The sequence below is a fragment of the Arthrobacter sp. HMWF013 genome, from assembly GCF_003061105.1.
GTDB lineage: Bacteria > Actinomycetota > Actinomycetes > Actinomycetales > Micrococcaceae > Arthrobacter.
The window spans coordinates 1-21,798 of the sequence record NZ_QAIQ01000094.1; the positions used below are offsets into that span (position 1 = coordinate 1).

The following is a 21,798-nucleotide window of genomic DNA, read 5'->3' on the forward strand; positions in this document are numbered from 1 at the left end:
CGAGCACCAGCTCGCTAGGTCAAGGAGTCAACAAAACCGGGGGCAGTCCCATAAAGGATTATCTCAACAACAAGTACCCCTTGACCGAGTGCCTCGTCCGCTTCCGTAAGGCGACCGGTCTAACGACGCCATACAGCTCATTCAAGTATTCGATCGTTGGACCCTCGATCACCGGACGAAGAATGCACGTCACTCAGGTCCAACGATCCAATGTCAGCATCTACAAGCTATATATGCAGCCCTACTGGCTGGAAGACAACGCCGTCTACTACAAGGCAAAATGGCCTGCGCTGATATCGATTGCTGACTGGGAAGACTTGCGCCGCCGCATAGTCAACTCCAAGACACCGCGCATAACGAAGCCCACAAAGAGCTTACTGGGAGGACTTGTCCACTGCGCTGCCTGCGGGACGAAGATGGGGTTCGACGGGGAGAGCGACCAACTCATGCCCAGCGGAAAGAAAAGGTATGGTGCGTACGGCTGCAAGAAAGGAAATGGCGGCTGCGGAAAGATGGGCATCAGCGGAAAGCAACTTGACGAGCTAGTAGTTCGCTCATATCGCGTGTTGATCAACGACGGTAAAGAACGCAAGGTATTCCAAGAGGTTGTCCTAAATAAGGAATCCGTCATGGAACTGGAGAATCAGATCGCTACGCTCGACGCGGAGCTTCGAACGACAAGAAGGCTTGTGACCAAGGGCCTGTTTGATGAGCACGAATATGTAGAAACGAAGACGCAGGTAGACACTGAGAAGAAAGAATTGCGCGACGCTATTCAGCGACTGAATTCCGAATACTCAACCGAGAACAAGCTCTATTCCGCTAATGAACTCTGGGATGAGTTTACAGTCCACCAAAAGCGGGACGCCTTGTCACTCCTCATAGACCGCATTGATATCCGCAAAGCGCCATCGAGTCCAAAGGGACGTCAGGTCCTGAACCCGGATCGTGTGGATATCCAATGGAAGTCCACAAGCAATGCCATCGGGATAGCACCAAGGAAGCGCAAGCTTCTAGCTGTTACGACTCCCTGATAACGCGGTAGATCGTGGACTCGCTGACAACTAGTTCATCAGCGATTTCCCTGATCGTGAATTGACGGCTCTGATACATCGCTCTAGCTGCCTTCATCTTTGCAGGGGTGAGCTTTGGCTTCCTGCCACCAACGCGTCCCCGTGCCCTAGCAGCATCGACGCCTGCTTGAACTCGGGTGCGGATGGTCTCTCTTTCCCATTCCGCTACGGAAGCAAGGAGATTGAGCTGAAAGCGACCCATCTCGGTTCGAGTGTCCAGTCCTTCTTTTATGGAGACCAGACCCACGCCCTTTTCTTGTAGCACCTTTACCAGTTCAAGCAGGTTGAGGAGTGAGCGCCCCATACGGTCAATCTTCCAGACGACCACCGTATCTCCACTGCGCAGGTGCCTCAGCATCGCAGTCAGCTCTGGGCGTTCAGCTTTGGCTCCAGACATCGTGTCACTGTAAATGGTCGTGCAGCCGAATTTCTCAAGAGCATCCCGCTGCAACGATGTATCTTGGTCCGCCGTCGATATGCGGGCGTATCCAAGAACGTGACCTGTTGCCTCAACCGTTGTCGTCATGGATGCCACTCTGCCATAGAAATTGAGCAATTGACAGAGGGGTTTGTGACAGCTTGAATATGACACCCTAATTGACAGTGAAAGCACCTCCGACTCCCGCTAGAAGTGGTTCGACTCCCTGCACTGTCATTACCTATAGTTTCTGGAAGGGCTAAAGAACGCCTTCTAGCAGAACTTTCGGGGCGCCCTCAACTTCCAGCCCCACTCGTAGGTTCTTCCGATCCATCGCGGATTGCCTTGAGGCTAACGTGGATTGGAAGCTTTCATGCCGCGCGACGTTGCTATCGGTGATGAGCTTCAGGAATTCGACCGTCACGAAATTATGCTTGGTCGCTAATTCGATCTTGCTCCATGCGTACGTATCCCCGCCGTTCCGCCACATCCAGCCGCCATCGTGTCCGCTACGGCATTTCTTTCTAGGCCCCAAGGTTTGAAGTGTGCCCACGTATCCAACCGGCACATGCAGGGCCTCGACGATTCCAAGCTCACGATTCACATGACCTTGGGTGTAGTACTTGTGCGACGGCTCTAGCTCACCCACGAAGAACCACATTGGCATCTTCGGGAGTCTTAGCTTGCCGAGTATTCTGACCTGCTGTTTCTTATGGACTGCTTCTTCAAATGTTTGATCAAGATGACACGGAATCCAACTGCTCTTAGCATGCGTCCACAGTACCGTTGTCCGCAGCGGAGCATGGTGGAGCATTAGGCCGAATCCCATGTGTTTATTGAGGAGCGTTGTGAGGAGTACGTGTGTCAAGGAATCCCACCACGATCTATCCGGGACCGGACAGGACGCGGAAGAGTTTGACCGAAGGAGATTGTCCGGTGACGTGTCGGCCGCGATCATCGTTCTCTCAAGTGCCACCCTTTAGCCCCGACGTGCTAAATGCACTGATGACGCTAGATGCCGACGACGAGATACGGCTAGCCATAGCGATGAAACCTGATGTCACTGCCGAACGACTGGATTGGATCGCTGAGACCACTGACAGCGCGTTCATTTTGAATTGCAAGGTTGCTCAGGGCATGGTCGCTACGAACACGATTCGCAATATGCGGAGCCGTGCGTTTGAACATGAGCGGGAGCCGTGGAGGCTCCTAGCCGAATATGCCAGCAACGGCTGGACGCTTCCTCCGGGGATTCCGGGCTTCACAAGCGGTCTGCGTCCCACACTGCGGCCAGCCAATAGTCTCTCTGTGACAGCAGCGCCGCCGTTCGGATGAGGCTCTGGTTAGGGGGCAGGACCCTCACACGGCTCCTTGTGGGATGCTCTTGACGAAGGGCGCAGGTGAGGAAACGTTTAGGTCCGAGCCATCTCGGGTACCGTAGTCAATCGGACTCTGAAGGAGCGCACGCCCACTTGTGTGCCTGCGAATACGATGAGAAAAATGACATTTTGCGCTCGAAGAACTGAATAGGAACACGCATGACAATCGTCGCCAACGGTGTCTCAACCACACTCACCCAACAGCAGTTGGAGAACCGACTGCTTGCCGCTGCAAACTCACTTCGTGGACCAGTAGACCCCGCTGACTTCAAGTCGTATGTGTTCCCGATCCTCTTCTTCAAATGGATTTCGGATTCGTGGGACTACGAGCACGAGCAGGCTGTAGCCGACTATGGCGATGACCTGACGATAGAGATTGAGAATCAGGACTACCATCCGTTCGTTATTCCTAACGGCTGTCACTGGCGGGATGTTCACGAGACAAGCGTTCTCGTCGGAGTCAAGCTCAACGACGCGCTGATCCGCCTACAGAACGCCAACCCCGATTCCCTTACGGGGGTCTTCGGTGATGTGAACTGGGCGAACACAGATCGCCTTCCCGAGGTCGCACTCAACAACCTGCTGGACGTGTTCCACCCAATCATCCTGAACCGCGAGAGGGTCCCCGGCGATATGCTCGGAGCCGCCTATGAGGTCCTCCTAAAGAGCTATGCAGACGATAGTGGTGCTAAGGCAGGGGAGTTCTTTACGCCGCGCGAGGTCGTGCATTTGCTTGTAAAGATTCTTGATCCGAAGCCCGGTGATTCCATCGTTGACCCGGCCTGTGGTTCGGGCGGAATGCTCGTGGAGACAGTAAATGCCGTTCGTTCCCATGGTGGCGATCCCCGCACCCTGAAGCTGCACGGACAGGAAATCAACCTGACCACGAGCGCGATCGCAAAAATGAACCTCTACCTTCACAACGTTGAGGACTTCAGGATCGTGCGTGGCGACACCTTCCGTGAGCCGAAGTTGCTGGATGGCGATCAACTCCAGAAGTTTGATATGGTGATCGCCAATCCGCCGTTCTCACTCCAGAACTGGGGTGAAGAAGCATGGCACAACGATCCGTACAAGCGGTCATTTTGCGGCGTTCCACCAGCCAAGAACGGTGACTATGCATGGATACAGCACATGATCGCCTCGATGAAGGCGGAAACCGGACGGGTCGGCGTCGTCATGCCGCATGGTGTACTTTTCCGAGGGGGTAAAGAGGGCGCCATAAGGAAGTGCATCCTTAAAAGTGACTTGCTCGAAGCAGTCATCGCGTTGCCGACCAACCTTTTTTACTCGACTTCTATCGGCGTGTGCCTGCTGGTCTTCCGCTCGGAGAAGTCGCCGGAGCGCAAGAATCACGTTCTTTTCATTGATGCCACAGAACGGGTTCAGCCGGGGAAAAACCGGAACAGCATGTCCGAGGATGACATAGCGGCGATTGACGCTGCTTACAAGGCTGGAATTGACCCCGACGGCGATGGCGGCGTGGGTCTGCGTCTCGTAACACTTGCCGAGATTGCAGATAACGGATTTGACCTTAGCGTCAGTACTTACGTTAAGGCTGCCAAGAATGATGAAGTGGACGTGGAGTTGGCGCTTGTCGCCTTCCGCAAATCGCAGCAGGTTTTGAGCGTTGCCGAAAGGTTGCTTACGGATCGATTGAAAGCGGCTGGTTTCGATGCCTGAGGGGTGGAAGACCGAGACGATTGAAAATGTTTGTCGTCTTATTACCAGTGGGGGGACACCGTCCCGCCAGCGGCCAGAGTACTTCTCCGATGAATCATCAGGGATACCTTGGCTGAAGACTCAGGAACTGCGCGACCGAACCGTCATCACGACCCAAGAGTTCATCTCTGAGCTTGGCCTCAAAAGCTCCTCTGCAAAACTCCTTCCGCGCAATACCGTCATGCTTGCAATGTATGGCGGAGGCACCGTGGGCGACGTAGCGATCTTGGGTAAAGAAATGACGTGTAATCAGGCGTCCTGCGCAATGGTCGTAAAAGAAGACGTGATGCGTCCCAAGTACCTGTTCTACTGGTTGATTCACAACCGTGACTACGTGATAAGTCTGGCGTCTGGCGCTGCCCAGCAGAATCTCAGCGCCAGAATTGTGCGGCAGTTGAAGATTAGTTTCCCACCTCTGCCTGAACAGGACCGAATAGTGGACCTGATGGCTTCTGTAGACGGTGCTATAGACGCCACGTCCCAAACGCTCGCGTCCGTTCGGGATTCGTTGGGTGCTTTCCTCGACCAAGCTGATGCGGACGAATCGGTCCAAATGGATATGCTCGCTTCAATGCGGTCTGGACCATCTTGGACTTCGGAGCAGGAGAGTCCTGTGCCCGTCGAGGGAAGCTTGCCCGTGCTTGGCATCACCAACACCAAATCTGGTGGACACTTGGACCTCTCGGATAGGCGCTTCGTTGCCGGAGTCCCTGCGTCAGCTATGCGGTTGCGCGAAGATTCTCTCATCATGATTCGAACCAACGGCAATCGCTCGCGAATTGGAAACGTGTATAGGTCTGTGCCAGAGATAGTCGGACACGCTGTTTCCGCATTCCAGATCGCCATCCAACCGCTTGACCCTTCAATGTCGCCCTATATCTACTGGATGCTTCGTGCTCCGAAGATGCAAGCGATGATGTCCGATGCAGCGAGTGGATCGACAGGGCTTGGAAACATTGCGATCGGTTGGCTAAAGAATCTGGCACTACCTCGGATGGAATCCGAGGAACGGGAAGACTTCGTCAACCTTTGTGAGTCATTCCATGGGGTGCACGAAGGTCTTCAAAGCAAGCTATGTAGCCTAAAACATCTCCGCTCCCAGTTACTAGCTTCCCTGCTCTCCGGTCACCACTGCATTCCATCGTCCTATGACGACCTACTGGAGACGTCAGCATGATCGACAGCCACGCTGTTCAAAGAGCATCGACAATTCCATGCGACAATGACCTTCTCGAACCTATCGGAAGAGTGGTTTGGGCTGCCGTCAGGCTCCAGCACACGATACGCGACCTAATCGGCGCAATTGAAGGCGAGCTGTCAGCGCGTCCATTTGAACCGACGCTGGGAGGGGCAATTAGCAGCTTGCGAAAGCTGGCATCAACGTTGGACCCGGAGGTTCGGCAACCAATCGAAGACTGGTGCAACGGAGTTGGCACTGAGGCCAAAAATGCCCGTGATTCTGTTCTGCACGCCGTTGCCTCGACCGCTGCGGATGGCAAACAGGCGATTTCGAGGTATGGACGGCACGGGTCCGGTCGCTTCACCGCCGAAGAAATCAACATGATTGCACCGGTACTTTGGAGCTTGCCGCCGCTGACCTTTACGAGGCGAGCACCGGCTTGAAAAGACCATGGAACTAATCAGGGGGAAATAGCACTATGGCGTCCGTATTCAATGAAGCTGCCACCGTCCAGAAACCGACTGTTGATCTGCTCGCCGCCAACGGCTGGACGTACGAGGCGGGTTCGGCTCTGCCGCGCGGGTTCGAAGAAGTCTTCGTTGATGACGACCTTGCTGAGGCGCTAATCAGACTCAACCCCCTGATCGCCATGAAAGAATCCCGCGTTGATGAAGTCCTTCCGCTGATCAAGTCCACGGTGCTCGCTGTGGGCGACGACGGGTTGGTAGCAACAAACCAGAAGATGATGCACTGGCTACGAGGCGAGAAGACTGTGCGGTTCGTGGGGGAGACCAGCGATACCCCGATCAAGCTCATTGATTACAACGACCTCAGCAATAACACCTTCACTGTTTCTGACGAGGTGACTTTCGGCGTACCCGGAAATGAACGCCGGTTCGACATTGTGCTCTGGGTCAACGGTATCCCACTGTCCGTAGGGGAGATCAAGTCCCCGATCAACAAGTCATGGGCCAACGGCGCACTGGATATTCACGCAGTCTATGAGGTCCAGAAACCGCAGTTTTTCGTACCCAACGTGCTGTCATTCGCCAGCGAGGGCAAAGAATTCCACTACGGTGCTGTCCGGTGCCCCATCGATCACTGGGAGATGTGGGGGTCCACGGCGGACCCTTACAATCTTGGTGGCTGGGAACGCGTCAAGAACAGCGTCAACAGCCTATTGTCCCCAAAACGGCTGTTGTCCATCATTACCGACTTCACCTTGTACGAGAACAAGGACAAAGACGGAGTGCCGCAGCTCATCAAGATCATCCCCCGGTATCCGCAGGTGGAAGCTGTCGAGGCCATCTACGAGCGCGTGCTTAGTACCAAGGGTAGTCAGGGCTTGGTCATGCAAAATCAGGGCACGGGCAAGACTCTCGCCATGGCGTTTACCGCGATCAAGCTCTACCGCGAACGTGCTCTGAAGACTCCCACTATCGTTGCGGTGGCGGACCGGGTTGACTTGGTGGACCAGACGTTTGAGCAGTTCAAATCCACAGGCCTGCCGCGACTCATGCAGGCTAACTCGACTGCGGAACTTCGAAATGAACTGAAGGACGAAGACCAGCGCGGGATCATCGTCACCACGATCCATAAATTTGCTGATGCTGGACTTTTGAACGACCGGAGCAACATCATTGTGCTTGTCGATGAAGCACACCGGACCACCGAAGGAATGCTCGGGCAGCAGATGCGTGAAGCACTTCCGAACGCCCAGTTCTTCGGGTTCACGGGTACGCCCATTGCCGACAAGGATCGCAACACCTTCCAGCTGTTCGGTGACTCCACTGATCCGGGCTGGGCGCTGAACACGTACACGCCGGACCGCTCCATCGCCGACGGCACTACTGTTCCTATGCACGTTGCCGCTCGCTTAGTTGACTTCAAAATCGATAAGGAGCTTCTCGATGAAGCGTTCAAGGAGCTTGCCGAACTGAACCGGCTGTCAGACGAGATGCAGGAGTTGGTCAAGGGAAAGACCACAAGGCTCTCAACCATCATGTCCAACCCCCAGCGGGTGAAGGCAGTCTGCGCTGACATCGTCGAGCATTTCTACTCCCACATCAACCCGCTCGGGATGAAGGCACAGGTTGTCGCATATGACCGCACCCTGTGCGTCGCCTTCGAGAAAGAAATCAACAGTCTGCTTGAAGAGCGTCATCAGCTCGCGCTGGAGAAGGACACGGTGCACAAGAAGCACGAAGCCGTGGTCGTGATGAGCGCTGGGTCCAAGGACGATCCCGAAGAATGGAAACGCTACGACCTCTCGCGGCAGCAGACCAATGCGACGACAGACAGGTTCCGGAACTTCAACGACACTCTCAAGTTCCTGATCGTCACCAGCAAGCTTGGGACCGGCTTTGACGCTCCCATCGAGGGCGTCATGTATCTGGACAAGCCCCTGCGTCTGCACACGCTGTTCCAGACGATCAGCAGGACGAACCGCAAGTGGCAGAACCCGAGGACGGGGCAAGAAAAGAAGTATGGCTTGATTGTTGACTACTTCGGTCTCGGGGACGAGATCGCCCGCGCGCTGAAACCCAGCGATCCAAACTTCAAGGGCAAACATGTCAGCGTCGAGGGACTCTTCCACGAATTCGAGATCGCGTTGGCTTCATGCTTGAAACGGTTCGAGACCGTGGACCGGACTGACGGTGGGGCAGAAGCGTTCCATGGGGCGCTCCAGCAGATCGCCACCATCGAACAGAAAGACGCGTTCGCGAAGGAATTCGGGATGATGTCTGGTATCTGGGAGTTGTTATATCCGGACACCAAGCTGCTCAAGCACCGCGATGACTACCGCTGGCTCGCTGCGATCTATGACGCTGTGAAGCCATCAAATGCAGGGAACTTGTCACTGTGGGCGAAGCTGGGCGCTAAGACGCTCCAGCTCGTTCACGACCACATAGGGGACGTTACAGTCAACGACAGCGGGATTGATGCGGTCATCGTAGACGAGGAGACCATTGCGAAGCTTCGGGCTCTGGGCGCTGTCAGACCGCTGGACGACAAAGACGGCGTTGACGCAGTGGACGTTGACGACGTCATTGACAATATCTCCACGCGTCTGGCTAAGCGGCTCGCGGGGACGAACGGTGCAAGCTCGGTATACTTGAGCCTGTCGCAGCGGCTTGAGAAGCTCCGAGAGTCCGGCCTCCACCGGGCGAAGGATTCGGTTGATTTTCTCCGTAGTTTGTTGGAGTTGGCTAAGCAGCTCGTCGAAGCTGAGAAAGCTGAAGACGCACGAGGCGCGGAAGGGCTGTCGCTCCTGCCGGACGCCAATGTAGGCGCCCTGACCCAAATTCTCGAAGAGTACAAGCCGGAGAACACTCCAGTGCTAGTGTCTGCGGTCGTGGCGGACATTGATTCCATCGTTCGTGAGGTTAGGTACGACGGCTGGAGCAAGACCCGCGAGGGCGACAGGCTAGTCCGAAAGGAAATCCGGCTCGTCTTGAAGAAATTCATGTTGGAGACGAGCGGCCCGCTGTTCGACAGAACGTATGCTTACGTTGCTGAAAACTATTAGGGAAGCACAGCGGGGGAAGCGGCGACGCAGGTGGAACGGCTGTTTCTAAAGGCGTGACTTCTGGAGTCACTCGTAAGGAGTAAAAACCCCATCATCGACGATACTCACAGAATGACTTACGTAACTGATCCATCACACCTATGGGGGACTGATGTCGGATAAATTGAAGTATCCGTTCAATAAATCAACTACTTTCGTCTACATCGCGACAGTTATCTCAATTGCCATCGCTTTCTCGGTAGGTCTAGCTTCAAATACCGACCGAGGCTTGCTCATAACCGGCGTCGTAGTCGCGTCTCTTGGACAGCTTGCTGAGCTTGCGAAAGGGACCAAGGAGGCGAAGAACCACGCTTGGGTGGCCGACGGGCTCGCTTTATACGGGGCAGGGGTCAAATTCTTCGGAATTCTCATGATCGCGTTAGGAGCCATCTACGGCTTTGAAGTGAGCGCCAACTGACACTCATACCCTCCCAGCAGGGGCTTGCGTCTTCCACGACCCGTCGCGGGGCTGTTGGACGCCCGTCTAACGACGAAGTACCTGTGGCAGCTTCCTCTCAATCGCCGGCGATTCTTCCCGGATCACGCGAGCGATGCCCAAGGGTGTCGGCGACCGCAACGCCAAGGTCTGGTCCCTGTCAACCCCCCCCGATATCGAAAGCATTCTATGGTTGGGAGGAGTGCCCGTTATGCAGGTCGAGTTGGGTGTGTCGTGAACCTTAGGGACGAGGGTTTCGGGCTCGCCAAGCATCCGGAGGTGGCGTACGACCTATTGCCTGATGATCAGTCTGGCGTGTACGCGTGGACGGTCACAACTGATGCCCTTGACTCGTTGGTGCCCGAAAATCTTCCTCGAATCCCGTCGGGGAGTGTTGTCTACATTGGCAAAGCGAACAAATTGAGAAAGCGTGCCCCCCATCACCGCTGGACAAGCAGTTCGTCGTCGCTGCGAAGGAATTTGGCGGGGATAATGGGGTTGCAGGGCCTTTGGCTGCCGCGAGCGTCAAAGCCCCGCTTGGTGCAGGAACATGAAATGGCACTTTCGCTGTGGATGCGATCCAATCTTGCTTTGTCTTGGCGTGCCGTTGATGAAGGCTATGTTCAGTTCGAGAAATTGCTCCTGAGCAAACTCACGCCGCCCCTAAACGTCGATCCGCCGGAGACCGAGCTGCAATGGTGGGTGTACGGTCAGTTGCAAAAGCTCAAGGATGAGGCTCTGCCGCCACATCAGTGAGCCGCCGACTGACGCTGACGATCGGTGTCTTGCATCGTCTCAAAGAAATCGCGGGCTGAACGTCGCGGAAAGAAAGTTTGGGCAATGAACGAATCAGAATCCGCCGCTCCGTTCCGGAGTTCCTATGTCGCCTTTGCCGACGAAGAGATTTCAAGTGTTGGCGACGACAAGCTATCACGTGCTCAGTTCGCGGGGCGGGTGGCAGAGCTAATCGAAAGCATTCCCATCGGTGCGGACAGCACGGTCATCGGGCTCATAGGTCCGTGGGGCGGGGGGAAGACGTCACTCCTCAACCTCATCCGAGCGGACCTTGCTGGGAGGGAGTCGATGGGAGTGGCTCAATTTACGCCATGGGCCGTAACTGACAGTCCTGCCCTAATGGTTGAGTTCTTTTCTACCCTTCTGAGCGCTCACGAGAGTCTGAAGTCTGTTCAGCAACGAGAAAAATGGAAGTCCTTGGCTCTGAAGATGGGACCCATAGTGGGAAGTCTCGGCAGCATGGGTAAGATCACGCAAAGCGCTGTCGAGGCCTACCTTGAGGCGGGCAACTGGCAAAAGCAATTTAGGGCCCTCGACGAATCTATATCTGCCTCCGGCGTGAGAATCCTTATCACAGTTGACGATGTGGACCGGCTTCACGGCGATGAGATTCTCACGCTGATTAAGACCATCCGAATGCTTGGCCGCTTTCACAACGTTCACTATTTGCTTGCGTATGATCACGGGGCACTTGTGGATGCGCTTAAACCGAGTGTCGGCGGAAATGCGCGCAGAGCTGGGGAGTATCTTGAAAAGATTGTTCAGTACCCATTAGATATCCCACCTGCTCAGCAGGTTCACCTGCAAGCGATGCTGGATGAAGGACTGGCCCACTTATTCTCCGATGATCCGTTTGCGATCCTCAGCGATGCTCAGGGCAGGTTCCAAGTTGCGTTTGAGCGCGAACTCAAGTGGCGTCTTACAACGGTGCGATCCGTGAAACGGTTCGTGGCCCAAGCAAACCACTACTATGCCCTGATCTCAGGACATGTGGACGTCTGCGATTTCCTTGTTCTCACGTTTCTTCGGCTTCACTTTCCGGCGGTTTACAACGCATTGCCGCAGTGGCGCCACGAACTACTCAGCAGTTACTCGGGTAACCAGCGCGATGCGGCTGAGCATTCCCGCAACCTGTGGAAGATCCGGCTAGAAGGCTTAGTTGCCGGGCCTGAGGACGCGGAAATTCTCTTGCGTATCCTTAAAAGACTCTTTCCTGCGCCGTTCGTTAACGAGGGGGAAACCCTTTTGCGGGGGCGAGTTTCGAATAGACACTATTTTGACAGGCACTTCGCATTCGGCCTCCCTGAAGGTGACGTGTCCGATCTCCAAGTACGTCAAGAGTTGCTCGGGCCAGTATCGCAAGGTGTTCGTGAAGTGGAAGCGTACGTCGAAACTTTTACCTCTCCCTCCAGCAGCGTGCGAAGACTTGCCGTAGACAAGGCGGCACACGTCATACATGAACTTGATGATCGGGAAATCCCAACTCTTACTAAGTTCGTTGTCTGGTTGATGGGGAGGGAGACGGAAGCTGATCCTCGCTACATGTTTGGCGACATACTTGGTGACCTGCTGTTACGGCATCCGTCAGCTACTTCCGATGAGGACTCCGACCGATTGCTGAACGACTTGCCCGGAGTCAGGTCCCTGCGTTCTGCTCTAGATCGTGTGGACGTACTGAAGGTAAATGAGACGGAGCAAGTACCTGAGGTGTCACCCAAGCTGATCCAAGGCAAAGCATTCCGCCGGTCCCTTACGCGTGTTGGGGTGCGCGACCTAATAGGGCTTGCCAACGTCGGCGAGGCGGGATGGCGGGATTTCATTGAGACGCACGCCGTGTTAGAAGCGCACGGAGACATGCATCTCGTTCGCGGCCTTATTAGTAAGGCTTTGTCCGCGAATGAGCTTGACCTCGGCCAAGTTTCCGCCATGTTTGTCTATCCCGAAATTATGAATACTGCTGGGGAGCAGAGACTCCTTGACCTCGACTTGGATCGGCTCATGACACTTCTAGATGACGCCGCAGCGCGGACTGCCCCGTTGCCCTCGTCGCTAGTGAGTGATGCGCTTGGCCATACAACGGACATCAGTTGGGAGCAACGGGTTATACGTGCTGCTCACAAAATCCAAAAATGGCGACGCACCGCCTTCGAAGTCGGAGGCGACTAGGCCGTCGAGTCCCGAATGAGGCCATTGGAAATCGATAGAACCAATCTCTTAACGGCACCTCGATGCTGGACAACTAACGCATGCAGTAGTCAAAGACGTTGCTGTTGCCGCACCGGCCTTGCGGTCGGAGAGCGGCTGTTCCCAGTGCAGTCGGGCTCTAGCTCGCGTCGTGTTCGGGCGGGAGTCATTAGGCGCAGGAATGCCACGGCACTTGTAGATGGCACGCCTTAACGGGTTCCCATTGGAACCTTCTCGCCTGTCAACGCAGTTGTCGCCGGCACTAGCTATCGACAGAAGCATCTTAGGTTGCAGCCCGCCGAGGCGGTAAGCGGTGACAAGGTGTTCGTCGATGAGGAGGAAGACGCATCTGTTCCCCCTGAGAACGGCTGCGTGTGAGATCACGGCATGAAGGGGTCACGTGCGCCGAGGAGCGATACTTTCGAGAAACCGAGGACCGTTATCCCAGCAAGGACTGATCGCCGGAGCAGCTATGTTTCATGATGAGTCGTGATGATGTCACCAACAATGAATGTCTTATCCATGGCTGCGAGCCTTTCGAAGAGTGGAGCGTGTATCGCCTACTTGTCGCTCATCCGAGGACACCACTCAGTACGGTCAAGGACATAAGGGACAGAGCAGCCGAGCGCGAGGGGGAGCACTGGGTCATGCTGAACGAGTACGCGGCTAGGACTGTTGATCGTCGTGTGCAGGAAGCAGGCGGTCTTCACGGCGGTACTTAAACGACAAAAGAACCCCACCAAGCCAAGGAAGGCAAAGCGGGGTTCATTGTGCCCGTCTGAATCGGACTGTTAGATATTACTCCGAGGTGCTCGCAAGCACGAAGTGCACATGATGGAGCCGGAGCACGTAGGATTCGACCGTGGATTTCTTAGCTTTCTGGATGGCGTTGGGCGCTATGGCTATCTCGGCTATTGGCATGTGGTACGGCAGTCGTCAGGCTAACGCGGCTGAATCGTCTGCCCGGTCAGCACGAGATGCTGAGAGGCGTGCCCTGAAGATGGAGCGGATCATGGCGTACCGCTGGGAGATCGTCCCCAATGGAACGGATAGGTATCTTGCCTTCAACGCAGGTACGCGGGTCGCGCATGACGTACGCATCGACCTCCCGGACTTTATGACAGGGGTTGAACTACGGCAGGCCGTCGTGAAGCCTCTGGAGCGGGTGCAGTTCGAGGCGCGTGTGAAACCGGGATTTCAGAGCCAAGTTCAAATCCAGCTCCCTCGTACTGCTTTCATCTTCTGGCAGGACCGCGACGAGAAGACGCCAGTGAATCGCACGTTTAAGACGAACTTAGTGGAGTACCAGCCGACTTAAATAGCAAACGAGCCCCACCCGCTAGGAGGCAAGGTGGGGTTCTTTTGATACGGAAACATCCGCTGTCCTGAATCAGTCGATGGGACTCGCCAACCGCTATCACTTACGCGTCGAGCCGGGTTTACAAGCGGCGGCACCATTTGTCTTGATCGCTTGTACCGGCGCTTCCGTAGGCTTGGTCTTTTTCGCTTCACCCCGAGGTTTCCCGTTCCACGGTGTGGCGCGGTTCGTTCTGGGCCGGTGGTGATGGAAAACCCGAGAACCATGCTGACGCGTGTGCTTCGACAGGACGCCTTTCTCCAACACCGCCTCGGTTCAGTTCCGGTTGGGGGGATCAGCGTAATCCTTGAATTGCGGCGCGGAGGGTACCGACTGCAAGTGCCATCATTAGGCGCGGTTTGCGTCAGGTAGGTTTGTTTGTCGTTGTAAGTCGATGGGGGAGAAGCATTGGTATCGAATGAGTGGACAGTACCGGAGATGCTCGCCTACGCGTTCAAGAGCCACCGACGCGGTCTTTCTAGCAACGCGTCGCTACGCGGGGAAAGTTTTGTCGAATGGTGTATCCAGTATGCGTGTTGCTGGGACGAACAAGGGCAGCTTTTGCTCGATGCTGTCTATCAGGGACAGGACAACCCGATCTTTCGTCGTCTTAAATCTCAAATTGTTGACTCCTTGAAGCCGGGTAGCAGACCCGACCTAGAGATTTTCTATAGCCTCGCAACATCTGAGCAACACAGTATCCTCGTGGAGTTGAAAATTGATGCGGCGTTGACCTCGGCGCAGAAAAAGTCCGCCTACGCAGATGTCTTCGTGTGCAGTACCCCGCAGAAGTCCCGTATTTCTCTGCACCATGAGTCTGATCCGCAGGTGCGGCTGCTTTCGTGGAGCGAGCTGTTCGAGGAAATTTCTCAGTCACCTCGCGCCGAAAATACAGACCTATCGCTGTGGAGAATGATTTGCTCACTGGGGGAAGACCTCGCACGGGACGCCCGAGACCTTCAGCCGCTTTCAAGTCCGGGAGCCCTGTTCGACCAAAAAGTGGCCGACAACTACAGCACAGTGATGACCCTCATGCAGGACATCCTCGAAGTACTGGGGCACCCACCGCTATTCCCTCCGCCTCCCAAGATGAAGGGGGACATCGGGCTCATTAAATCCGGTGGTGACCGTAGCACCAGCCTGATCTTCACCCCCGAGTCCATGAGCAGTCCGATTAGCGTTGGGTTCATTAACTACAACAAGTACCTGCATATTCTTGATGCGGGCGCCCAAGGGTCCTACGAGTCTCCCAAAACACTAACGGAGCAGCACCTCCCAGTGCGAGAAGGCGCGATTCGCCCCGCTGGAGTCTTTTTTCAGAATGAGTTGTCTGCGATCAAGTGGCAATCGCAGGACAGTGCCGTGGGTCGCTATCTTCACTCTTTCTTGCAGGAGCTACGGGACATCTTCAAGGAGAATGCAGACGTTTCAATGCACCCCGTCCCCCTCTCTGACAAGCATGTCGGGTACTTGCTGCAACGCGGGGACCGTCGCTTTTTCGCACTCTTCGACGCGCAGCGCTGGGCTCGTATGCCTGCTGCTGGTCCGTTCGTCGTGCGCCGATAACGATGCTGTCGTCGAGGCAGCCCACGTTCTCGACGGTCTTGACCCCGCTAAGACAACAGCAATACAAGTCCGGGCTCGTATAAGGACCTTCCTGTATGCAGAACTGGGGCTTCCAGAATCTATCTCGACCGGTGACGAGGTTGGTGACAAAACGCACCCATTTCTGGTTGTTGAGCCACCGGAGCAGGGCTGAACTCAGCATCCTTTGACCGCTGCTCCTTCGAATTCCTGCCGATTCAACTTCGGGCACCCGGTTGAAATGTTGCCATTCGCCGCTAAGCGGCTAGGCGATTTTTTACGCGACTTTACCCAATACGCCTAGTCGCTCGCATGGACATTTGAGGCAACGGTGGAGTTACCTATGGGGCGGCTTTCAAGATCTCACGAAGCAATCATCACCATCTTGGCAAGACAGAGTGAGTTGTTCGCTTGATCGAGCGAGCTGGAGCCAGTGGACCTCCGGATACGGTTGGACGATACCGTTTGGTTTGAGCAAGTGACTGTAGGTGGGCCTTTCGATTGCGAAAGGGCTAAAAAATTGTTTCCGCGCAACATTTAGTATCCATGCTCAAGACCTACCCTGCTGTTGTATGCTCAGTCCAAACGATGAGGGTACCGACCTCTCGCGCCGACAACTGGGGGCATTATGCAGGGCATTTCTTACTCCGTTGATCTTGTGCTGTGCATTGATCAAACCGGCAGCATGGGTCATATCATCGAGAAAGTTAAAGAGCATGCACTCACGTTCGGTGCTGACGTGCGCCGGACGCTGGAGGAAAAAGACAAGTCAATAAACGCCCTGCGAGTCAAAGTAATCGGGTTTCGTGACTACTATTTTGATGGTGACGAGTCAATGGAGGAGTCCGAATTTTTCTCCTTGCCCGAAGACGATTCAGCCTACAACTCCTTCGTTAAGGGCCTTCGAGCAGACGGCGGCGGAGACGAGCCCGAAAGTGGTCTGGAAGCCTTGGCCATCGCAATGCAATCTAAGTGGGCCAAGGATACCAAACACAGACAGGTCATAGTGGTTTGGACGGATGCAAGCGCTCATCCGTTGGAGAAGGCAGCATCGGCGCGCCCATCAAACTACCCCAGTACTATGCCGCAAAGCTTCGATGATCTGACGGATATGTGGGAGGGCCAGTCCTACATGTCGGGTAGCAACAAACGCCTCATAATGTTCACCCCTGACGCAGCGGGCTGGACCGACATCGCCGCCAATTGGGAACAGACAGTCCATTTCCCCTCTAAGGCTGGGGCGGGGCTTCAAGACCACGAATACTCTGAGATTCTCGACTCAATTGCAAATAGTGTCTGAGAATACCGTTAGTCCATCTGTTCCATGGGCGATCTGTATGGCGTCATTCAACTATGAGAAGCGCGAAGGTCGCGGCGAGGACGCTGATCCGCTCACACTCGTCAATGACGAGAGTGTGTGGATTGGCGTCTTCGACGGCATGGGTGGCGCGGGAGCCCAAATGATCGAAACCCCTGAGGGGCTTCGTAGCGCGGCTCACGTGGCATCAAGACATGCAGTCGGTCTTACTGCGGACTGGATTCGGAGTTCTGCGGAGATGGCTGCCAAAGAAGCTGCGCAGGACTTACACGATTTCCTGAAGGCGGGGCTTGACTCAAAACAACGGGAGTTGGCCCCGGTTGAATCGCGAATTCGGAGCAGGCTAATTAGAAAACTTCCGACCACTGCTGCCATCCTGCAAATCTGTGATCATCAGGCGGGGACGTACGAATTACGTGCCTTTTGGGCCGGGGACTCACGTGTCTTCGCCCTGACCCCGAGCCACGGACTATTGCAGCTAACGGTGGATCATCTCAAGGGGGGCCCTGACCCCTACGAAAACCTTTCCAGTGATGCGCCCATGAGCAACTGTCTGGAAGCTGATGAAGAATTCTTCATCGAGGAAGCGCTCCTCAGGCTAGAGGAGCCGTTCATTGCGATCGCTGCTACGGACGGTTGCTTCGGTTACTTCAATACTCCGATGGAGTTCGAGGAGTTGTTGGTCGAATCGGTCTACGAGGCACAGGACTTTAATGCGTGGCGCGACATCTTAATCGAAAAAATCTGTAAGGCGACCGGGGATGACGCCAGTATGGCCTTTGTTGTTGTTGGTCTGTCCTCAATCGATGAGTTCAAGGCGGCAATGCAGGAGGGGCGCTTGCGCCTTTACGACAACTTCATGAGCAAGTTGAACACTATCGAATCGACAGTTCGCCTCACACGAGTCCAGCTTGAAGAACTTAAACGTGCGGAGGAAGAGCAGCTATCTTCGATGAAGACCCTGTGGCAACGGTACAAGGAGACCTATCAACCTGAGTTGCCAAGGCTGCGCTCAAAGTGACGACCATAAACGGATACACTCTGACCTCAGATTTCACTACAGCCGGGGGCGGTCAGTGCAGATGGGCCTTCGCTGAGAAAGGTGGGACGTCTTACTTTCTTAAGGAGTTCCTTCGACCCACCTTCCCGCTTCCCGATGGACCGGGGTCAGAAGCGACTAAGTCGAGGAAACGGGCACAGTGTGCTGTGTTTGAAACGCGTCACAGGGAGTTGCAGCAACTGCTTGGTGAGATTTCCTCGGAAGGCGGGAATCTAATAGTTACCAAGGAATTCTTCCGCGAAAAGGCTAAGTACTACAAAGTAACTGCGAAGGTGGATGTAAGTTCATCGTCGATGAACGAAGTCAGTAGGCTCCCACCTATTCAGCGGGTCGTGCTCGCATCGACGGTCGCGCACAGCGTTGGGATATTGCACCGTCTCGGCATCGTTCACGGTGACATTAAGCCAGCAAACGTCCTTCTCAAAGTTACTGAAAAGGGCTACCACACAGCTAAGCTAATCGACTTTGACGACTGCTTCAAAGCGGGCGAACCAGCCCCCAGCGAGGAACTCGTTGTCGATCTGGCTTACGCTGCCCCTGAAGCGAATAAGTACCTGCGAGAAGAAGGGCCGGGCGAGGATGTGACTTGCGCGGCGGACATTTTCGCTCTGGGTCTGATCTTCTGCCAGTATCTCACGGGGCAAAAGCCCCAATTTGTAGGCGGCCCAGCAGCGCCCTCCGGAGCAGCGCCTGCCGACTTACTCATGGCGGGAAGTGAGCTATCTACCGGTCTGGAACACGGCTGGCCCGATGCCCATAAGCTCATATCATCGATGCTTGCGCCGGATTTCTCCGATCGCCCCAGTATTGGCAAAGTAGCGGAAGAACTACAGGCGATTCGGCGGTCAGATTTGACTGGCGTCAGTATAGGAGCATCAGCTCGTTCATCTCGGCTTAAGGGGCGCCTCGCGACAGTTCCCCGCAGTACTGAGCCTAAGTCGATACGGGTAGAGACAGGGTCAAAGGCCCTGAGCGACGCCACCGCGCCGAGCCGTTTGCGCGGCTCGCTGACGCGCAAGACCAGCAAAGAATCGTAGTTTGACGTCGCGAGTTTGTGAGGTCTGCGATAACCCAAACCTGCCCGAGGCATCACATTGCGCTTGGTGTGAGACGACTTTGCCTCGATCGGCGATTACTCTTACCCGTGTCGCAACTGACGGTGAGGGGACTGGCGTCAAGGCAACGCGTTACCGCATTTGGCCGTTCGCGGTAGGGGCTCTAGCCGTAACCCTAGGAGGATTCGCGCTTGCATTTAGTACCTCCACTAGCGGTCCTGACGCCGGCGACGGCAGCTCTGCCCCTGCCTCTGTGTCACTGAGCATCGGACCTAGTGCCTCCTCTTCAGCCTCGGAGCCCACTTACTCGATTGCTGGCGCATCTGTCGGTGAATGCCTGAATACAAATCCCATTCACCTTATTCGGTCCGGATTTGAGGCCGAGCCTGTGCCGTGCGATGGTGGCGAAAGCTTGACGAGAGTCTTGAACGTAAGTGAGGTAAAACCAACAGATGAGGCGTGTTCCACTTTTGGACGTCTGTACGCCTTCCATAAAGATGCTTTTTACTGCTTTGAGGTAGTTCTTCGAGCTGGACAGTGTGTACAGGCCAAAGAAGCAAACGACGGCGTTCGTGCGCAGTTTGGCCTCGTCAATAATTGTGGAAGCCCGCTCGATGCGGAGTATCCCGTCAGCTTGAGGCTCTTGAGCGTGAGTCCTCCCATGGAAGATACAAATGTCATTTGTTCGGCGGAAAATCTCAGATACGAACTCCCCGATCTCGGACTCATCGTATGCGCGCAAAGAATATGAATACCGATACTTCCGGGAACACTTTTGGCACTAGTCGAAGTTGGGGCACATGGATAGCATTGGGCACACGCTGGCTTGGTGTCTGGCATGAGCAGAATGACTAGGAACGGAAACAAAAATGGACGGTACACACGATTCGTCAGCAGCTTCAACCCCGGCGCACTCAGGACGCTCCCGGCCTGAGGCTTCAGAAGTCCGACCTGCGGAACCGGCATCGGTTGCCAAGAGCCCCTTGCGGGACTATGTAAACGATTCCATGGCGCAGCAGTATCGCTCCACGCAAGAGCGGGAGGCGCGCGAACGCCGTAAATCCTTGGATCGTGACCTGACCGCTGAGAGTCGGCGCCGGTCCCGCGAAACTAGGCAGCGGTAAGACAAGTATCAGCGCTGTAGATCGACGAGGAAAGGCTGATCGCTGACGGCCCATGAGTGAATCACTGCGATTCGACCATCGATCGGGGGAGACATTATTTCTCTTTGCCCCAATACGGGGACGGAAGCATAAGTGGCGGAGGAAGTCGCAGGACTTCTTCCCGCCGAACGGGTTCGTGTTACCGACGGGACGGAATGATGGCCAAGTCGGTCGGACATATGACGCGCCGTCAATGGTGACGAATTCTCCATGACAATGAGCGTCCCAGCGTTTGAAACAATCGACGAGCGTTCATTGTCGTTTTTGAAATGCGCGAGGTCCTGAACAGCCAGCACCACTGCGACCGATGCTCCACGTGCCACGCTTAGCAGCTCGTCATAGTCGATCCGGTCGGAGAGCCGAGCGGCTTCATCGAGGACTAACAAGACAGGACAGCTCTCTATACTAAATCGATCGAATGCCTTGTGGAGCACCTGTTTGATGAAAAGGCTTGAAAATGTGACGGACATCGGTCCATCGTGCATTGGCGCAACGACGGAGACGACTTGAGGGCTGCTCAGTACGTCGGAGGTCTTGAAGGTGGGGCGGCGCGAAACCGCCTCAATGCTGGGTGAGGATATGGCATCGAGTTTGGCAAGAACGCCGCTGACTCTTTTGCTGTAGTCCTCCGGATACAAATCTGCTAAGTCCCTGAGTCGAGTGGCTGCTGGGGACCGAGGGTCTCTGGCAACAATGCGTCGAACGCTTTCCTGATCAGCAAGCGTTCTCATCAGCGTAGAAGTGGAAGTCGGCGTTTTCAGCCGCGATTCCCTCAGGGATTCCAAAAGGCCTCGCAGGCAGCGATTGTCCTGATCGAAAAAGTGTTTGTCCGTTCCGGGCGGGGCGGTTCTGCCTATTATGGAGGCACAAGCATTGTCGATTGCCCGGTCAGAGTCCAGCTCGGCGAGCCAATTCCAGCGAGCCGATGTCTCGGGTTTTCGGTAATCAATTTCGGATATTCTTGCCCCGGTTGGCAATCCGTTGGCACGAACTTGATCCATCAAGTCGCCTTTTACATCCACTGTGATGACCGAGTAACCCGCTGCAACTCCGGCGGCAATCCACGGAGCAATGATGCTGCTGGTTTTGCCCGACCCCTGTTTTCCTGCAAGGAGTACGTGGCCGTCGATCACGCTGCTCGGAAAACCGAAACTCCCTAGAGAACCTCGTCGAACATCCATGAACCTGCCGAGCCGGAAAGGAGCAGTCTCGTACTCCTTGGGAATTCGACGGACGTTGAGAAGCCCTCGGTAGTCATGAAAACCTGTGGCTGAGCCGGGTTCGGGGGAGCGATCGCCCGGAGCCAAAAATCCTCGGTACGCCGCACGGTTCGATAAATGGTTATCGAGCGCCTCGGTCGCCGCTTGTGACGCCCGACCTGTGGCTCGACCCAATGCTGCCGTGGTCTTGAACACTGCTCGCCAATAGTCCAATGTGCCCCAATCATTTTCTCCAGCGTCCCGCTGAGTCTATGTGGCGAGGTAGCTGTTTCAAAGATCGGCACGA

15 protein-coding genes are annotated in these 21,798 nt (G+C 55.2%); 12 read left to right on the forward strand and 3 right to left on the reverse strand.

Annotated elements, in window-relative coordinates:
* Positions 1-1,034: recombinase zinc beta ribbon domain-containing protein (locus DBR22_RS04340; RefSeq protein WP_219928073.1), on the forward strand; the 1,034-nt coding region annotated here is incomplete at its 5' end.
* Here DBR22_RS04340 and DBR22_RS04345 read toward each other — a convergent pair.
* Both DBR22_RS04345 and DBR22_RS04350 read right to left on the reverse strand, forming a co-directional pair.
* A complete protein-coding gene (locus DBR22_RS04345; protein WP_108597947.1) occupies positions 1,021-1,599 on the reverse strand; it encodes a recombinase family protein in 579 nt (192 codons plus the stop codon). The genes DBR22_RS04340 and DBR22_RS04345 overlap by 14 nt on opposite strands.
* A gap of 151 nt (positions 1,600-1,750) precedes the next feature.
* Positions 1,751-2,320 carry a hypothetical protein gene (locus tag DBR22_RS04350; RefSeq protein WP_108597948.1) on the reverse strand — a complete coding sequence of 190 codons (570 nt, stop codon included), beginning with the start codon at positions 2,318-2,320 and terminating at the stop codon, positions 1,751-1,753.
* A gap of 709 nt (positions 2,321-3,029) precedes the next feature.
* Here DBR22_RS04350 and DBR22_RS04355 point away from each other — a divergent pair.
* The 11 genes from DBR22_RS04355 (at position 3,030) to DBR22_RS04405 (ending at position 19,111) form a co-directional block, all read left to right on the forward strand.
* A complete protein-coding gene (locus DBR22_RS04355; protein WP_108597949.1) occupies positions 3,030-4,553 on the forward strand; it encodes a type I restriction-modification system subunit M in 1,524 nt (507 codons plus the stop codon).
* Complete coding sequence (locus tag DBR22_RS04360; protein WP_108597950.1) at positions 4,546-5,769, forward strand: restriction endonuclease subunit S; 1,224 nt, start codon at positions 4,546-4,548, stop codon at positions 5,767-5,769. Before DBR22_RS04355 ends, DBR22_RS04360 begins: the two co-directional genes overlap by 8 nt.
* A 481-nt stretch (positions 5,770-6,250) precedes the next feature.
* On the forward strand, positions 6,251-9,301 hold the full coding sequence (locus tag DBR22_RS04365; RefSeq protein WP_108597951.1) for a type I restriction endonuclease subunit R: 3,051 nt from the start codon (positions 6,251-6,253) through the stop codon (positions 9,299-9,301).
* A gap of 151 nt (positions 9,302-9,452) precedes the next feature.
* Positions 9,453-9,758 (forward strand): hypothetical protein, encoded by a 306-nt coding sequence (locus DBR22_RS04370; RefSeq protein ID WP_108597952.1) that lies wholly within the window; start codon positions 9,453-9,455, stop codon positions 9,756-9,758.
* Between the two features lie 207 nt (positions 9,759-9,965).
* Complete coding sequence (locus DBR22_RS25205) at positions 9,966-10,532, forward strand: GIY-YIG nuclease family protein (protein ID WP_375134892.1); 567 nt, start codon at positions 9,966-9,968, stop codon at positions 10,530-10,532.
* Between the two features lie 84 nt (positions 10,533-10,616).
* Entirely contained in the window at positions 10,617-12,737 is a 2,121-nt protein-coding gene (locus tag DBR22_RS04380; protein ID WP_108597954.1) for a KAP family P-loop NTPase fold protein, read from the forward strand.
* A gap of 880 nt (positions 12,738-13,617) precedes the next feature.
* A complete protein-coding gene (locus DBR22_RS04385; protein WP_108597955.1) occupies positions 13,618-14,073 on the forward strand; it encodes a hypothetical protein in 456 nt (151 codons plus the stop codon).
* A 477-nt stretch (positions 14,074-14,550) separates the two neighbouring features.
* Entirely contained in the window at positions 14,551-15,678 is a 1,128-nt protein-coding gene (locus tag DBR22_RS04390; RefSeq protein WP_108597956.1) for a hypothetical protein, read from the forward strand.
* 646 nt (positions 15,679-16,324) lie between these two features.
* On the forward strand, positions 16,325-16,996 hold the full coding sequence (locus tag DBR22_RS04395) for a vWA domain-containing protein (RefSeq protein WP_108597957.1): 672 nt from the start codon (positions 16,325-16,327) through the stop codon (positions 16,994-16,996).
* A complete protein-coding gene (locus tag DBR22_RS04400; protein WP_181365022.1) occupies positions 16,989-18,035 on the forward strand; it encodes a hypothetical protein in 1,047 nt (348 codons plus the stop codon). The genes DBR22_RS04395 and DBR22_RS04400 overlap by 8 nt, the downstream gene beginning before the upstream one ends.
* 185 nt (positions 18,036-18,220) lie before the next feature.
* Positions 18,221-19,111 carry a protein kinase domain-containing protein gene (locus DBR22_RS04405; RefSeq protein ID WP_181365023.1) on the forward strand — a complete coding sequence of 297 codons (891 nt, stop codon included), beginning with the start codon at positions 18,221-18,223 and terminating at the stop codon, positions 19,109-19,111.
* Between the two features lie 1,150 nt (positions 19,112-20,261).
* Here DBR22_RS04405 and DBR22_RS04410 read toward each other — a convergent pair.
* Positions 20,262-21,707 (reverse strand): type IV secretory system conjugative DNA transfer family protein, encoded by a 1,446-nt coding sequence (locus DBR22_RS04410; protein ID WP_146187377.1) that lies wholly within the window; start codon positions 21,705-21,707, stop codon positions 20,262-20,264.
* Positions 21,708-21,798: the final 91 nt, after the last annotated feature.

Bases quoted from the DNA above. Each gene is read 5' to 3' on its own strand.
- DBR22_RS25205 (WP_375134892.1), top strand. From the start codon at position 9,966: ATGGTTGGGAGGAGTGCCCGTTATGCAGGTCGAGTTGGGTGTGTCGTG.
- DBR22_RS04380 (WP_108597954.1), top strand. From the start codon at position 10,617: ATGAACGAATCAGAATCCGCCGCTCCGTTCCGGAGTTCCTATGTCGCC.
- DBR22_RS04360 (WP_108597950.1), top strand. From the start codon at position 4,546: ATGCCTGAGGGGTGGAAGACCGAGACGATTGAAAATGTTTGTCGTCTT.
- DBR22_RS04390 (WP_108597956.1), top strand. From the start codon at position 14,551: ATGCTCGCCTACGCGTTCAAGAGCCACCGACGCGGTCTTTCTAGCAAC.
- DBR22_RS04355 (WP_108597949.1), top strand. From the start codon at position 3,030: ATGACAATCGTCGCCAACGGTGTCTCAACCACACTCACCCAACAGCAG.
- DBR22_RS04370 (WP_108597952.1), top strand. From the start codon at position 9,453: ATGTCGGATAAATTGAAGTATCCGTTCAATAAATCAACTACTTTCGTC.
- DBR22_RS04345 (WP_108597947.1), bottom strand. From the start codon at position 1,599: ATGACGACAACGGTTGAGGCAACAGGTCACGTTCTTGGATACGCCCGC.
- DBR22_RS04365 (WP_108597951.1), top strand. From the start codon at position 6,251: ATGGCGTCCGTATTCAATGAAGCTGCCACCGTCCAGAAACCGACTGTT.
- DBR22_RS04350 (WP_108597948.1), bottom strand. From the start codon at position 2,320: ATGGGATTCGGCCTAATGCTCCACCATGCTCCGCTGCGGACAACGGTA.
- DBR22_RS04395 (WP_108597957.1), top strand. From the start codon at position 16,325: ATGCAGGGCATTTCTTACTCCGTTGATCTTGTGCTGTGCATTGATCAA.